The sequence below is a fragment of the Shewanella sp. HL-SH4 genome (genome assembly GCF_051164845.1).
GTDB lineage: Bacteria > Pseudomonadota > Gammaproteobacteria > Enterobacterales > Shewanellaceae > Shewanella > Shewanella glacialimarina.
In genome coordinates this window covers 2980484-2995527 of record NZ_CP195037.1, presented here as the reverse complement: position 1 = coordinate 2995527, position 15044 = coordinate 2980484, and the positions used below count along the sequence as shown (strand labels likewise).

Annotated in this window: 14 protein-coding genes and 1 riboswitch; of the genes, 3 read left to right on the top strand and 11 right to left on the bottom strand. The window is 40.9% G+C overall.

All coding sequences use genetic code 11. From position 1 onward, the window contains the following. Positions 1-278: 278 nt before the first annotated feature. The gene (locus tag ACRWQL_RS14075; RefSeq protein WP_434950630.1) at positions 279-1193 is read left to right on the top strand and encodes a LysR family transcriptional regulator; all 915 of its coding nucleotides are present in this window, start codon (positions 279-281) and stop codon (positions 1191-1193) included. Positions 1194-1227: 34 nt separating this feature from the next. Here the strand turns inward: ACRWQL_RS14075 and ACRWQL_RS14070 are convergent, their stop codons facing one another. The 6 genes from ACRWQL_RS14070 to ACRWQL_RS14045 all read right to left on the bottom strand — a co-directional run bounded on the left by ACRWQL_RS14070 (position 1228) and on the right by ACRWQL_RS14045 (position 8388). Continuing rightward, positions 1228-1968: an HDOD domain-containing protein gene (locus ACRWQL_RS14070; RefSeq protein ID WP_434927025.1), complete on the bottom strand. Its 741-nt coding sequence runs from the start codon at positions 1966-1968 to the stop codon at positions 1228-1230. Positions 1969-2131: 163 nt separating this feature from the next. Beyond that, the gene (locus tag ACRWQL_RS14065) at positions 2132-4126 is read right to left on the bottom strand and encodes a TonB-dependent receptor family protein (protein ID WP_434950628.1); all 1995 of its coding nucleotides are present in this window, start codon (positions 4124-4126) and stop codon (positions 2132-2134) included. A gap of 121 nt (positions 4127-4247) precedes the next feature. Continuing rightward, a riboswitch (cobalamin riboswitch) is annotated at positions 4248-4442 on the bottom strand. 133 nt (positions 4443-4575) lie between these two features. Continuing rightward, positions 4576-5241 carry a hypothetical protein gene (locus ACRWQL_RS14060; RefSeq protein WP_434927027.1) on the bottom strand — a complete coding sequence of 222 codons (666 nt, stop codon included), beginning with the start codon at positions 5239-5241 and terminating at the stop codon, positions 4576-4578. 160 nt (positions 5242-5401) lie between these two features. Then, positions 5402-5701, bottom strand: a complete 300-nt coding sequence (locus ACRWQL_RS14055) for a DUF3622 domain-containing protein (RefSeq protein ID WP_226413615.1) — start codon at positions 5699-5701, stop codon at positions 5402-5404. An 86-nt stretch (positions 5702-5787) separates the two neighbouring features. Next, the gene (locus tag ACRWQL_RS14050) at positions 5788-7701 is read right to left on the bottom strand and encodes a peptidase U32 family protein (protein WP_434927028.1); all 1914 of its coding nucleotides are present in this window, start codon (positions 7699-7701) and stop codon (positions 5788-5790) included. Between the two features lie 120 nt (positions 7702-7821). Beyond that, a complete protein-coding gene (locus ACRWQL_RS14045; RefSeq protein ID WP_434927029.1) occupies positions 7822-8388 on the bottom strand; it encodes a phosphoribosyltransferase in 567 nt (188 codons plus the stop codon). A gap of 180 nt (positions 8389-8568) precedes the next feature. Between ACRWQL_RS14045 and ACRWQL_RS14040 the strand changes: the two genes are divergently transcribed. Together ACRWQL_RS14040 and ACRWQL_RS14035 are read left to right on the top strand one after the other, a co-directional pair. Further along, positions 8569-9228, top strand: coding sequence for a DNA-J related domain-containing protein (locus ACRWQL_RS14040; RefSeq protein ID WP_434950626.1), 660 nt, complete (start codon positions 8569-8571; stop codon positions 9226-9228). A gap of 146 nt (positions 9229-9374) precedes the next feature. Further along, a complete protein-coding gene (locus ACRWQL_RS14035) occupies positions 9375-10055 on the top strand; it encodes a thiol:disulfide interchange protein DsbA/DsbL (RefSeq protein ID WP_434950624.1) in 681 nt (226 codons plus the stop codon). 131 nt (positions 10056-10186) lie between these two features. On the opposite strand, the gene ACRWQL_RS14030 is transcribed toward ACRWQL_RS14035, so the two are convergent. The 5 genes from ACRWQL_RS14030 to ACRWQL_RS14010 all read right to left on the bottom strand — a co-directional run bounded on the left by ACRWQL_RS14030 (position 10187) and on the right by ACRWQL_RS14010 (position 15014). Beyond that, positions 10187-10798, bottom strand: coding sequence for a hypothetical protein (locus ACRWQL_RS14030; protein ID WP_434927032.1), 612 nt, complete (start codon positions 10796-10798; stop codon positions 10187-10189). Positions 10799-10962: 164 nt separating this feature from the next. Beyond that, positions 10963-11478, bottom strand: a complete 516-nt coding sequence (locus tag ACRWQL_RS14025; protein WP_434950623.1) for a cytochrome b/b6 domain-containing protein — start codon at positions 11476-11478, stop codon at positions 10963-10965. A 4-nt stretch (positions 11479-11482) separates the two neighbouring features. Next, a complete protein-coding gene (gene hemG, locus ACRWQL_RS14020; protein WP_434927034.1) occupies positions 11483-12004 on the bottom strand; it encodes a menaquinone-dependent protoporphyrinogen IX dehydrogenase in 522 nt (173 codons plus the stop codon). Positions 12005-12149: 145 nt separating this feature from the next. Beyond that, positions 12150-13787: a di-heme oxidoredictase family protein gene (locus ACRWQL_RS14015; protein WP_434950621.1), complete on the bottom strand. Its 1638-nt coding sequence runs from the start codon at positions 13785-13787 to the stop codon at positions 12150-12152. A gap of 72 nt (positions 13788-13859) precedes the next feature. Next, a complete protein-coding gene (locus tag ACRWQL_RS14010; protein ID WP_434950619.1) occupies positions 13860-15014 on the bottom strand; it encodes an imelysin family protein in 1155 nt (384 codons plus the stop codon). Between the last annotated feature and the right edge of the window lie 30 nt (positions 15015-15044).

Here is a 15044-nt window from a genome sequence, read left to right as displayed (position 1 = left end):
CGGCTAATTCCAAACTCAGCTAACTCCAAACTTGCTCTTCCCAATCTTACCAGCTCTCCTATAAAGCCAACTTAAGTGCTCGTTACCCAACAAAGCGCATGAAAGCTAAACTCGTAATTTTCATACTACTTTTCTTATGGGCGAACAGATTATTGTTGCCTTTGTGTAAATAAATTACACAGGCGTCTGGACGTCTAGAAGTTTATTGTGCTAACCTGCTACCAAGTAATCGAATTGATTTCATCGGTAAGTTGAGTAAGTTTCATGTGGAGTGAGCAATGATAGAACTTAGACACCTTCGCACCTTAATGGCGTTAAAGGAAAGTGGCAGTTTAGCGGGTGCAGCTAAGAAACGTTTTGTAACCCAATCGGCTCTTTCTCACCAAATTAAAGAATTAGAAACCCGCATTAATTCATCTATTTTTGTTCGTAAAAGTAAACCGCTCACCTTCACCCACGAAGGTGCCCGTTTACTTAACCTTGCTGAAGAAATTTTGCCAAAGGTCATTGCGACAGAATCTGATTTGAAGCGTGGATTAGAAGGTGAAAATCAACAACTCAAATTAGGCATTGAATGCCACAGTTGCTTTAGATGGTTAATGCCTGTTATTGAAGCATTTAAGCAACACGCACCCGATGCACAGATTGATATTTCAAGCCGTCATCTTTTCGACTCCCTTAATGCGCTTGAAACGGGTGGATTAGACATAGTACTCACTTCTGATCCTGTACCTGGACATACTTTGGCGTATCAGCACTTGTTTGATTTTGAGGTTAAATTAGTGGTTGCCAATAATAATGCATTGGCTAAACAAGCTTTTATTAGCCCTGTACATTTAGCCAAACAGACATTATTGACATACCCTGTGCCGCTGACCCGTTTAGATATTTATAAGCACTTTTTAGAGCCAGCCGGGATAGAAATTGGCGAACAAAAACAATGTGATTTAACCTCAATGTTATTACAAAGAGTAGCCTGTAATGATGGGGTTGCCGCGCTGCCTACATGGTCAATTAAAGAAAGCCAGGGCTTAAGCTTAACCTCATTACCATTAGGCGCTGAAGGCTTAAAGCGACCATTGTTTGGTGCTTATAGGCGTGACGCCACGAATGCTAACTTAATCCAGAAATGGTTAGAATTAGTGGCACAGGAAGGGTTGGCGCTGCAAAGATCGAGTCTAACTCAGGCCTAACACTTCAAAGGTTTAGCACTACTCAGGTCTGGCGCTATAGGGGATTTATCAACAAACCTCTTTTCGACAAGACTCTACGCAAAAGAAGCCCTGCTGAGTCAGGGTTTTTAGTTTGTTGTAAGTTATGCGCAATCATAAACTCAATACGCAAATCATCATCTAGACCTAAAGATTCAAAGGCTTCAATTGAAAGTGTTTGCTGATGGTTGTCAAGTAACGACTTAATAACCCGCAGTGATACGGGGGTTTCTTGCTCGCTGTTCAAGTAAGCAAAAGCGGTTAAGGCGATAACCTGGCCAAACACACTAAACAGTGCCAAGGTTTGCATTTCATCGGCGTCAATTTTTAGGCCGCTACCCTTTTCGGTTTCTTGACGTAAAAGCGAAATAGAATCAACCGCAATTAACTCGTTCAATTTCCAATAGCCATGGATTAACTTTTTATAAGGCTCGGCAAGACCATCTAAACGTTCTTTTAGATAGAACGAAAATGCATAACGATAAATGTTAACCTGACCAAGACGAATTAGCGCATCTTTAATGCTGCGATTCTTAGTTGATATAAGCCCTGCCGTTTGCGCGGTATTACTGCGCATAAGTAAGTGCCCTGCTAATGCGGGATCATCTGACACAATATCAATCACAACTCTGATATCAGCTTCATTAATTAGCGCTTTTTTTAGCGGAATAAGAATGCCGCGACGGCCAATGACTTGATCTTCATTACCAATAATTGCCCTAACTTGAGTTAACACTCTTTGCTCAAGATCCGTCATACCCCATTGTCACCTTATTATTAAATCGAAATTTGTATTTAGGCTGTTAGCAAAACCATAGCATAAAAAAAGCCAACAAGAAACTTGTTGGCTTGATAAAGTATAGTTACTTTGTGATTTAAACCAATAGCATTTAAGCCAGTGTGATTTAAATCAGCAAGATTTAAAAACGATATCCTGCGGTTAAACGTAAGTTACGCCCATCGCCTGGATAAAAGCCACTTCCCCATGCCGAATAGTAACCTGCGCTGACATACTCTTCATCAAGTAGATTGTCAGCCCGTAGGCTTGCAGACCATTGCTGGTAAGTGTAATTAACTGCAATATTGGTCAGAACATAGCTATCTAATTTAGGGTCAACGTTAGCATTGTCACCTTCAATAAAGCGCTCGCCAGTGTAAACACCTTCAGCAAATACTTGCCAATGATTAGCAAAATCATAACTCACATAACCGCGGCCATTGTGTTTGGCGACCCAGGATAAAGCCTTACCTGCATTCTCTCCTTCAGTAAACTCGGCATCAATATAGTCATATGCAACACCAAGCATTAATGCAGGGCTAAGCTGAATATCATAATCAGTACTAACACCATATCGACGCGATGCATCAGCATTAATGTTAGCGCCATTGAAAGCACCACCGACTGGTTTGTCAGCACTTGGATCCCAAACAATCTCATCTTCTAAATCAAGTTGAAACAGATTAATTTGAAGATTATGAATATCATATGCATAGTCCCAACCCGCTTCAAATGATCGCCCTATTTGCGGCTTTAAGCCCACTGTACCTGGTGAGGTATAAGCCTGTTCGTCCACTTTAGCAAAACGGAAGTTATCATCAGCACGCACATACAAACGATGTTCAGTATTAGGGCGATAATTTAAGCCCAGTTCAAATGCATGTGCATCCTGGTCTAAATCAATGCCATTAGGATAAATATTTCCATCAACTAGGTCATCCTCAGCTTCTGCATAACGACCGCCAACCACATAGGATAATGAAGTTGTCAGTGGCACAGAGGCCTGAATATAAGCGCTGCTTTGGGTTTGTTGATTACTTCTACCAAAGCTAAATATTGACTCACCTAAATTGTAATCAATACCGGTAATGATATTTAGTTCGCCACTTTCGACTTGATACTTAGCAACCGCTTTGGGTGATATAGACAATAAAGTACGATCATTACGGCCTGAACTGCCCCATTGCAGGCTGGTATTATTACTGTCGGTATAGCTGACATCGGCACCTAACGTCCAGGTATCAGTCACTTGATTGTGATACCCCGTGCGCAGTGCTGTCGTCATGCCATGAATATAATCGCCTTTATTCCAAGGGTTAGATTGGCGTGGATTTTGTTCAAGTTGCTCTTTGGTTAACGAACCTGGGGTTTGACGATCATTATCAAAGTAGTTTGCTTCAATATAAAAATCTTCTTCAAGGGTTTTATATTGTAAACGGCCTAATATTGAGCTGGTTTCATTGGCATTATCATCACGATAATTGTCCGACTCGTTATACTGACCCGCTAAGTAATATTGCCAAGCATCATTAATTGAACCAGCAACATCACCCTTTGCTTCTAAAGTATCAAAACTGCCCGCAGACAGAGCTAAGCTGCCACCATTGCTAGTAGGCGCTTTAGTGATAATGTTAATCACACCGCCTACAGCTTGATCACCGTATAACACCCCGGAACTGCCAGATAATATTTCTACGCGCTCAATTTGATTAAGCGAAATGGCGCTGACGTTAGGTGCGGCAATATCGATATTATTAAGACGACGCCCATCAACCAAAATAAGGGTATTATTTGCCGCTTGTGAGGCGGTAAATCCACGCAGAGAAAAAACTGGGCCAGTATTGTTATTGGAAACCTGAATACCACTATGACCACGCAATAAATCACCCAAATTGGTGGCGCCGCTCATTTGAATTTCAGCGGCATCAATGACATTAACGTTGGCTGCAATGTTAAGTGGTGTTTCTGCACGGCGGCCAATAATCACCATGCTCTCTTCTTGCTGCACGATATCATTAGTTTGAGAGTCAGCTTGAGCGATAGATTGAATTTCATTTGCAGATAGACACAAAGAAAGACTCGAAAGTCCCAGAATAGCGCTTAATGATAAGGCTAGTTTTGTTGGATTAGTACCCATTTACCTTTAACTCCTGAAAGGGAAAATGGGGCAATTACGTCGCAATAAAACGCTTTCAACATCGAATTAATAAATCGAATCAAAAATAGCTTATTACATTTTAAGATCTGCCCACCGAAATCTTAAAATCATCTTTAGGGCCGGTCTCCGGACTGAGGTATTTTGTATGAACTATTTATTCAACAAACAAATAATGCCATCGTTACACATTATCTTAACCTTTCACCGTTGCGGGGGCAGTATCAGCTTTTCACTGATTTCCCGATTATCCATAAGCTCATTTAAACGTTATGGCACCACAAAAGATTGACTAGTCATCATGACCATAAAATCGCGCCGATTATACGGATTAACAGCTAAATTAGATACAGGCAGGAAGCGCTACGGCAGGAATTGAACATTAAAAATATTCAGCATTCACAGTCGTAGCAATCAAAGATATGACAGACTTAAGGGTTAGCCATAAACTCGCGGTAGTTGTTGGCATCAAGCGGGGGTTGGTTTTCTCTGAACACAGCTACACGTATCGATTTATGGATAAGATAAAGATCTTGGGAGCCGCTAACCACAGTAAAATAGCCAATTTCACCTTTGGGAATAGTGGAAAAATCTTTTTCAACAAAAATGGAGGCATGATGAATATTGGGCATGACTGTGCACCCCAAAATACCATGCACCGCATCTAAACCTTCCACTTCTGACGTGCCTAAAACGGTATAAACTACCTTGCCTTCGCAATGCTCTTTATAGGTATCGGCCATTCCATCAAGAAATTTTTGCGGTTCAATGTCATTAGCTAAGCCTTTAAAGCCTTGCATACACACAAGGCCGCTCCAATCATTTAACGATTCATTGGCTGGAATAAATTCAGCCATAAACATCTCGCCTTGCATTTCACTGAATGCCAATTTCCAATTCAGCGGAGGCAAAAAACCAAACTTTGAGGCAAAGTCAGTTAATTGCTGCACATCCTTTGGCATTTCAACTTTACCAAGGCTTTGGTTGTCATCGCCAAACAGCGTGTTTATTGAAGAGAACGGTTTTGCAAAAAGCACAGCACAAGGGACTAAACAAGCTAGCCCCAGCCAAAGCTTTATTGCAGTAAACTGTTTCATTTCATACATCCTTTTGTAAACATTCACCAACATCCTTTGATGAGGCTATTTTAGATATCAGTCAAAATAACTATGCAATTGTGCACTAACTATATATCACAACAGCTACTTTTTGAAACTTATCTTTAACAACTCGTTGTATAAACAAATACTTTGATGACTAACCTAACTCTTCATCATAATCTTGAGTATCTGCTTCAGTTTCACTTGATTCTGCAGCAATGGCATCTGCCAAGGTTTTTGCTTTTAGGTGTTTAGCCGTTTTACGCTTATTACGATCAGCTTGTTTGCTTAAAAAGCCCTTCAATGCTTCTTCGCCCCATGCTGTAGCTTCAGCTTCTGTTGCAAAACCATCATGACTTTTCGATACTATCGTTTTAGTCGAGGTCATACGACGAGTGATTTCTGTTTTCCAGCCATTGTCAGCTTGAAACACGCGAGACTCATACTTTTTACTCATTTATCTATTTTTCCTAGTGAATTAACGCTTTAACAGGCATTTAGCCTAATTTATTACTGTACTAATAAGTGCTTATTAAGTGCAGTTTAACTTTTTACCATCTGATTTGAGCCAACAATCATCATTTCGCATTTTTGGCAATCAAACACTAATTTCAATTTATCTTTACCTACATCTAAAAACATTGGGTCAGCTTTTATGCCTTCTACTTCTTTAGGGCATAAATTAAAGCTGTAACGTAAACAATGCTTGGTCACCATTAAAGGTGCGTCATGTAGCACTTTATTTTTTTCATAGGTGTCTTCCATTTGAATAACACCATGTTGCTCGTAAAAATTACGCGCTTGTTCGTTGGCAACGTTAGATAAAAAGCTTAACGATTTCTGCGGGAAACGCGCCTCTTTATCGTGTGTCCAGCGTTCCGGTCGTTTATATGCAGCCACTCGCGCAAGCATTAGGGCATCAACCGCATCACGGCGAAGCTCGTTTACGGTAGAGGCCGGTAAAAACCAGGCTTGTTCGGTTAATAAGTTCAGCTTATTAACAGTAAAATCGGTACTGCCTAACTTACCTAACTGCTTTTTAAGGTTAGCAGCTGATTTAGCTTGATCGTTTGCCGCTTGCTTTTCACATTGCAAACGGGCCGTAGCGCTAATGCCGTGAATATCGGTCATCGTCAGCGCAACGCCATCTTCAGTATCATGCAATTGCATATCAACACTGATTTTACGGGTAGCGGATTCTTTATTTAACGTCGATTCAAATTTATGATCGAAGTTTCTGAACATCATCACGCCAACTTTTAAATCTTTTGGCACCTCAGTTAAATATAAGGTATTACCGTCAGCGCGGTTAACTCGAGTGCCAGCAAGTTTATCATCCGACAAACGCTGAGTTTCATAATGCTCAACAAAAAAGCACAAACCATCACCGTTATTGAACACAATATCTTTGCCGCTTTCAGTCGTATCGAGTTTGATAAAATCTTTACCAACCTGAGTAATACGGCCCACTTTTTCACCAATAAATTTCGGCGAACTAAAGTGTTCAATCGCTTCGGTTCTTTGGGTAACAAAATAGTCGGTTTTACCGCGGTTAAAGCTTTTATCTGGATCAGGGGTAAAATTAAACTCGCAACGCCCGTGAGAAATAGATTCAACATCACTGCGCTTAGCAATAATGGCATCTAATTGTTGACGATAATGGGCGGTGACGTTTTTAAGATAAGTAATATCTTTTAAACGGCCTTCAATTTTAAAAGATGACACTCCAGCTTCAATTAACGCTTCAAGGTTATCGGTTTGGTTATTATCTTTTAAAGACAATAAATGCTGATTCTCCGCTAACACCTCACCTTCTCGAGTGGTCAAGTTACACGGTAAGCGACACATTTGTGAACATTCGCCGCGGTTAGCACTGCGATTAGAATAAGCATGGCTTAAGTTACATAAACCACTGTAACTAACACATAAGGCGCCATGAATAAAAAACTCTAACTTCATTTTAGTGCTGTTAGCAATATCACGAATTTGCGGGATATTTAACTCACGTGCGAGTACCACTTGAGAAAACCCAACCTGCTCTAAAAAAACGGATTTTTCAGGGGTACGGTTATCCATTTGCGTACTAGCATGTAACGCTATTGGCGGTAAGTTTAATTGCAACACGCCCATATCTTGAATAATTAACGCATCAACACCAGCTTCGTATAAGTCCCAAATCATTTGCTCAGCTTTAGGCAATTCATCGTCCATTAAAATAGTATTTAAGGCGACAAACACTTGGGCATGATAGCGATGAGCAAACTCAGCTAAACGGGCTATATCTTCAACACTATTACCCGCATTATGACGGGCACCAAAAGCAGGACCACCAATATAAACCGCATCTGCACCATGGCGAATTGCCTCAATACCATAATCGGCATTTTTAGCAGGTGCTAACAGTTCAAGCTGACGCTTTTTGGCGGGTGTAGGTGTAAAAAGTTCAACAGAGGCCATAGGGTTATATCAATTCTTGTAATTAAGCAAAATCGGTTAGATAAAAAAGTGCGCCAACAAAATTGTTGGCGCACTCATATATTTTCTTATTCTAGCAAATTTGTTGTAAAAATGCCCAGATTAGATAAATAAATCTTGGATGTTTTTCAAATCAGCTTTGCCGTTGGCAATTTCGTCTGGAGTCAAGCCTTTCACTTCATGCGGAAACACTAACCACTCGTCAGACTCATGGATAAAGTAGTCTGGTTTTAACGGTACTTTAGTGTTGTTTGGCTTGTAATAAGGACAAGCAATACGAATATCCGTTGGAATATTTAATCGCATAAATTTCTGCAACTTACCGATTAAGGCATGGATGCTGCGACCAGAATCAAATACATCATCAACAATTAATAAGCCATCTGTAGCGTTGGCATTTTCAATAATGTAATGCAAACCATGCACTTTAATATTCTTATCTTGCTTGTCGGTGCCAATACCATAATAAGATGAGGTGCGAACGGCTATGTGATCTGTTTCCACTTCCTTGAAATCAAAATATTCTTGCACCGCAATACCGATGGGTGCACCGCCTCGCCATATGCCCACAATAAATTGGGGTCTAAAGCCAGATTGGTAAACCTGTGCTGCTAAACGAAATGAATCTTCAAGTAATTGTTGCGCGCTTATAAAGTGTTTATCGGTCATTGGTGTTTACCCCCATTTTTATTGCGGAGAATTTTATACCAAAACCAGCCACTTTGCCTGCATTGTTAACGTTTATTAGACAATGAACACGCCGCAAAGCAGATAAAAATCTGCTTTTCCTTGCATCATCACTATGGCATAGTATTTTTTATCGCCATTTTCAGCATGAAGACGCTCATTATGTTATTTGAAAAACGTTCCGCAGAGCCTAGCTTAGAAGCACCATCGTCATCGATGACTTCTGAAAAAGGTGATAATCCACTTATTTGGCCACTGTTAAGTGTATTGCAGTCTTCGAATCACAGTTGGAAGGTGCATCATTTAGCCAGTGAATTGCAACATAAAGGCCTAATGCATGATTTAGACCCATTACCAGAAAAGGACCTGTTTAAACGTAACTTTTTATTGATGAATGCCTTGTATGAGCTACAGGATATTTTGCTGCCCAAGCAATGGTTACAAGTGAAGGCTATGGAAATTCAGTTGTTTAGAATTGTGCCAGGCAACGCAGACCTATTACACCGTCAGGACGCTGCACTGCGGGATTACTATTTAGACTGGAAAAATTACGATACCAGCATTAATGTCGTCCGTGAAATGTTGGAGTCGTTCTGGAACAGCTATCAAGAATATATTGGCGTAAACATCAAATTAATGAATAAAGGTCATGCTTTAAAAGTATTTGAATTAGATGATAGCGCATCAAACAAAGACATCAGAAGGCAATGGAAAAAGTTAGCCTTAAAATGGCACCCTGATCGTGACCAAGGCAATGCCGAACGTTTTAAAGAAGTCTGTGAAGCATGGCAAACATTACGCGACAAAAGCTTAGTTGCCTGAGGCATTAGTAGGCTTATCGGAAGCACTAAAAGTGCAATATTTGTCACAAATCACCACTGGATCACATAAATCTTTCGGTCTAGCTTGTCAAAATATGTCATCATTAGCGGATAAAATTCCATTAATAACATAATTTTGAGGTATTCATGTTTAAACATTTTGCATTAGCCGCCAGCGTAATTAGCGCACTCATTTTTTCTTTAATCATTGCCCCTATTAATAGTTTTGCCGCCCCCTTTGTAGAAGGTAAGCACTACACACAAGTTTCAAATAGCATGGTGCCAAGCGAACCTAAAGTGACTGAGTTTTTCTCTTTTTATTGTCACAACTGTTTCAATATGGAAACCAAGTATTTACCAGAAATTAAAGCAGGCTTAGACAAGCAAGTTAAATTTGATACTAAGCATGTCGATTTTATGAACAGCGATTTAGGCACTGAGGTTATGCGCTCGCTAGCGGTCATCCACACTCAGGACAATCAAGAAGCGTTAAAAGTAGCAATGTTCGGTGCCATTCAAGGCGATGAAAACGATGGCGGTCATGATCACAGTGCCCATGGTGACAAACATGAGTCACAGGTTAATAGCCGCGATGACCTTAAAAAGGTCTTTGCTAAATTTGGTATTGATGCCGCTAAATATGATGAGTTGGCCGACAGTACAGATACCGACAAAAAATTGAGCCTATGGCGCCAACAGCAGGTGATATATCGGGTACAAAGTGTACCTACCTTTATCGTCAATGATAAATACGCCATTAATATGAATGAAATGCGCACCCTTGATGACTTAATCAATGTGATGAACTACTTAGCACTACAAAAATAACTAAACTGCTCTGCTAATTTATTTTATAAACTAAAAAACCGATATAGCACTGCTAATATCGGTTTTTTTATTGTTAAACATTTATTGTTAAAAATAAGTCGATTGAAAACCGACGCAATTTTAAATCACAATTAGAAGTTATTCGACCTTTCTTCGATATGCATTTGTTCAACTAATGCCTTGTCTTCACGTCTTTGTTCAACTAATCCTGAACCATTGCGTTGCTGATATTTACCTTCAGCCTGTTTCATACGGCTACTACCACTATTGATTAGGTTTTGGCCTTGTTCTATGGCACTTTCACCTTCAGCTAACTTAGTATTGCCGTCCTCAACCAATTCTTTACCATCTGCAAACTTGTCATCAGCGTCTTCCCAAAGATCGGCAATTTCTTCCAGCTTATTTAATAAAACAATCGCTCGTTTGCCCGTCGGTGCACCATTTAATGTGCTAGTAAAACTCAAAAAAGCTTGTTTCTGTTTCTGGCCTTCAATTCTTGCCTCGGCGATTAGCTTCTCACCTTCACGGATCTCAGCACTACCTTCTTGCACCAGTTTACGGCCATCTTGTAATTGCTCTTTACCGTTTCTAACATCCTTATCACCCTGCTCCCATTGTTGAGATAAATCAAGGTTTTGCGCACCTTCTGATTTAACTTTAGAGGCAAAATTATTCTGAGTTGCCGCACAACCACTCATACCCATAACGCCTAAAACCAGTAAGCAACATAGAGTCGATTTCATATATAATTCTCAATAAAATGAAGTAGAGATAAATTGCCGCAATTAAACAGTTGAGCGAAGGAAATAGCAAGTGGCTGAAATGTTAAATAGTGTTAATACGCTAAATAATTTAGATAATGATAATAACTAAGGGTAAAGAACTTGTTAGCCTCTAAACACATGGCTTAGTCAAAAAAGTCCTTAATATGCAGTAACGCTAATAGCAGGTGAATAATCATAAAACCGATAAAACATTGGCCAAGCACTTGATGATAGCTGCGCCATACTAAGGCATCGCTCGGGTCAACTAAATACCAAACCACACCGCTGACCGCCACCAGCAAAAGTAAAATAACACCTATTCCTTCAATAACACTGAACAATCCCTTACCTCCTGCAACCGGTATCTTGCCTGTTAATATACCAACAAGATCCGTGTTAACTTGATTAAAATCCAACAGTAACCAGGGGAAGAACTGTCGCCATTGACCTTTAAGGCACACTTTTATGGCAAACAATAACGCTAAACATGCTGTAATTAGGCCGCCGTATACATGAAAGTGACTCCAAAAACCGGCATTTGCGCTTAATTGCCGCCCTATTAATACCCAAGGGCTAGTGCACACTAATAAGACCGACATGACGAGTACCAATGCATGTAGCTTAACTGCAATTTTTTGCCATATCAGCTTTAGTACCATAGCGTTACGCCTCAATCATTTTAGCGATAAAGTCATCCACCCTTTGCCAGTCAGTGTATTCAACCTTGGTATTGGGATCGGTTGGACCTTTGGTCATCCACATAATAAATCGAATGATATTGCGATCCATTGGGCCATAGCCCTGGTAATCTAAATTCCCCGCAAAGGTCTGTAATAAAGCGGGTTTCCATACGGTTTGTTGTAAAAAAGCCTGCATATAGGCATTGGTTTCTGGGGTGTTTTTATTCGGTTTGCGCGCCACTAAACTGACTGAAAAAAAGCCGCTGGGTTTAGTTTCTAACTCTACCTGATGCTGCTGAATAAATTCATATAAAGCGGGTCGATGTTTACCATGACGGATACTTGCACCAATATAAATTCTATCAAAGCCAGATAAGTCACTCACATCATCTAAAGCCGCTAAGGTCACATGATGATCAGCTTGGGGTATTTGTTGTTGGATGTACTCGCATATTCTACGGGTTTGTCCGTGTACGCTGGAGTAAACAAGAAGGATCTGAGCCATATTGCCGCCTAAACAAGTAATTAACTCGCTTATATTACGTTATATAGCTAGCAGCGACCTTGAAACAGATCACGGCTTTAACATCAAAATAGATCAAAAGAAGCAAGCACCAGCCTTGCTTCTTTTATAGGGTTTGCATCGGTCGTTATAGTGACATTAAAAACGCTACCACCTGGTCTCGCTCATTCTGGGTTAACGCCATAAAAGCTTGTTGGCTTTTTTCAGCTTCGCCGCCATGCCATAAAATAGCTTCCTCCAATGTTGCCGCACGGCCATCATGTAAAAATCCGGCTTGTGGATTCACCGTTTGAGTTAAGCCTATGCCCCATAAAGGACGTGTGCGCCATTCATTACCGTTAGCCAAAAAGTCAGGGCGGCCATCAGCAAGCCCTTCACCCATATCATGCAATAGCATGTCACTGAACGGATAAATTGTTTGGCCCTTTAAGCTATCGCTCATTGGTTCACCGCCAATATCACCGGCGGTTTTTGTGGTAAATGATGGTGTGTGACAACCTGTACAATTAACTTGCTCAAACAAACGCGCCCCTTCACGTACATTACTGTTACTGACGTTACGTCTGGCCGGAACCGCTAGGGTTTCAGCATAAAAGGTCACTGAGTCACTAAACGCAGCATCGGCTTCTGGCTCACCATTTTCATCACTGCCGGTATCAACAAAACCTGTACGGGTTAAATAGGCATCATGCAAGCTAGTACCTGCAATACTTTCGTCTGGAAACAGTGGGTTAGTAATACCAATGTCACCCCGTAATGCACCTAGTGATTGCACTCGTACGCTAGGGGTATTGGCTTTCCAGCCAAAACGCCCTAATGACACTGGATGCGCGACACCATCGCGGGCTTTTACGGCATCAAATACCCAGTTAGCTCGGCCTGACACACCATCGCCATTAGCATCATTGACATCAACATTGGCTAAAATATCCGCTTCAGGTATCGCCTCTAATAAACCCAAACCAAATACTGGCATACCGTTTCGCCAGCCCATTAGTACGTCGTCTTGCAATAGGTTAGAGGTAACATTAGCGCTTTGTTTGGTTTCACCTGGTGCATCGTAGGGGTTTTCAACATCAAATAAAGGTTTTTTAAGGATAAGGGTTCTGCCATCTGCATAGGTTATTTCGCTGCGCTGATAAGACAAATATACATCGGCTTGACCAACAAAAGCATTTTGCTGCCAATCTGGGCGAGCTTTAAGCACGCCGCGGTGAAATAGCTGACCACCAAAATCAGGCACGGCTATTGGCGCACAATAATTGTTTTGCGCAGTTCCTTCAGTGCACACTTCATCAGGTGCTTTACTGATGCGTAAAAATATTCCCGCGGCAGATCCTAGCTTAACCCGGGTTTCATTGGCGGCTAAAAATGGGGTTGAGTTACGCCCATCCCGCTGATGGCAAGAGTTACAATCGGCATTATTAAATACCGGACCTAGTCCATCTAATTCAGGATGCTCACTATTAGGCGCTGTGGTAAAAGAGGTTTCAAAATTAACGTCACCCTCCAAATGCAATGCCAACTCACTGGCGGTTAAATTAGTTGCTGGGGTAGAAAAACCATGGCCTGAATTACTGGTATCAAAGGTAGTGGTATCACCACCTGAGGCACTAATATCGGTATAACTAGGGTAAGTGACTACTGGCGGCTCTGGTACTATTTCAGTGGTAATTTCATCACCACTGCCACCACAGCCGACTAAAATTGTTGTTGTCATCATCACTGACATTAACGCATAAAGCTTAGTTGTTATTTTCATCATTTTGTTCACACATTTTTACAGTTTATCAAAATACCTAGCCTCAATTGAGGCCAGGTATACTTCAACTAAACGTTAGCTGGTTTTCCAATCTGACAATAAAGGTAACATGTCTGATTCTAGCGAGGCTTGCAGCTTACTTAATGCATCAACAGCCACTTGCACACGCTTACGGCCCTCAACATCTAAAATAGCCTGACGAAACGGCATATCATTACTGCCCTTAATCGCTTGAATTTTTAAAATAGCATCATCAATTTCACTGCCAATGCGAGTCGCCAAAACAGTGTCTGCAGCAGCAACAAAATCAATTAAACCTTGCTTGTCTGCACTACCGGTATATTCACCCTGGTAAACATTACGTACGCCAATGATGTTATTTGAAAAGTCAGTTAATGAATTCCAAGAATATTGCGATTCTACTTTTGAGGTGTCAGCAGTGGTAATTGAGTCACCAAATGGATCAGCAATTTTACCGTTACCCACTTCATCGACAATACCAATCATGCCATTGATCAATTCTTCAACAACCGCCAGTTGTGAAGAGTAAATGGTATTAGTACTGGTGCCAGGTTGCTTTAATAACTCAGCATATGGCAGTGCGTTGGTATCTTGTGGGTTATGGCTAACTTGCCATGCATCATCAAGTTGCTTAGTGTAATCACGAAACACTTCAGCTAAGGCCACTAGATACTCACGTTCACGGGTGGTTAACTCGGCAATGTCTTTAGTGTTGTCGTTAACGCCATCACCAAATAATAGGTATTCCATAGTATGGAAACCTTGCACATCATCGTTCCAACCTTTAATGGTTTGAGCATCAAACCCGACCGCTCTGTTTAACTGTGTTTGCAGGTCAGTAGTATTTAATGGCCAGCTGTCTAAATGCGGGTCAATACTTAACGAGTCAACCGGGCCAAAAATATGCGATTCACCTTGCTCCCAAGGCTGACGAGCCGCTTTCCAGGCCGCTTGTGCTGCGATTAAATCCGCTTGAGAGGTTGAGTTAATTAAACTTTGGGTAGCATTAAATAACGCTTCACCTTTACTGGCTAAGTCAGCATAACCGTCAACAATAACCTCATTGGTTAAGTTGGTGATCATTTCAGTCGCAACAAATGAGAAACTATCATCTGGCACGATTGGCGCAGTATCATCTGAGCCAGAACCACCACAAGCAGATAACCCCATGATTAATGAAAATGCGATAGCTGAATATTTAAATTTCATAAAAACTCCATGTAAAACAAATTAACGTTA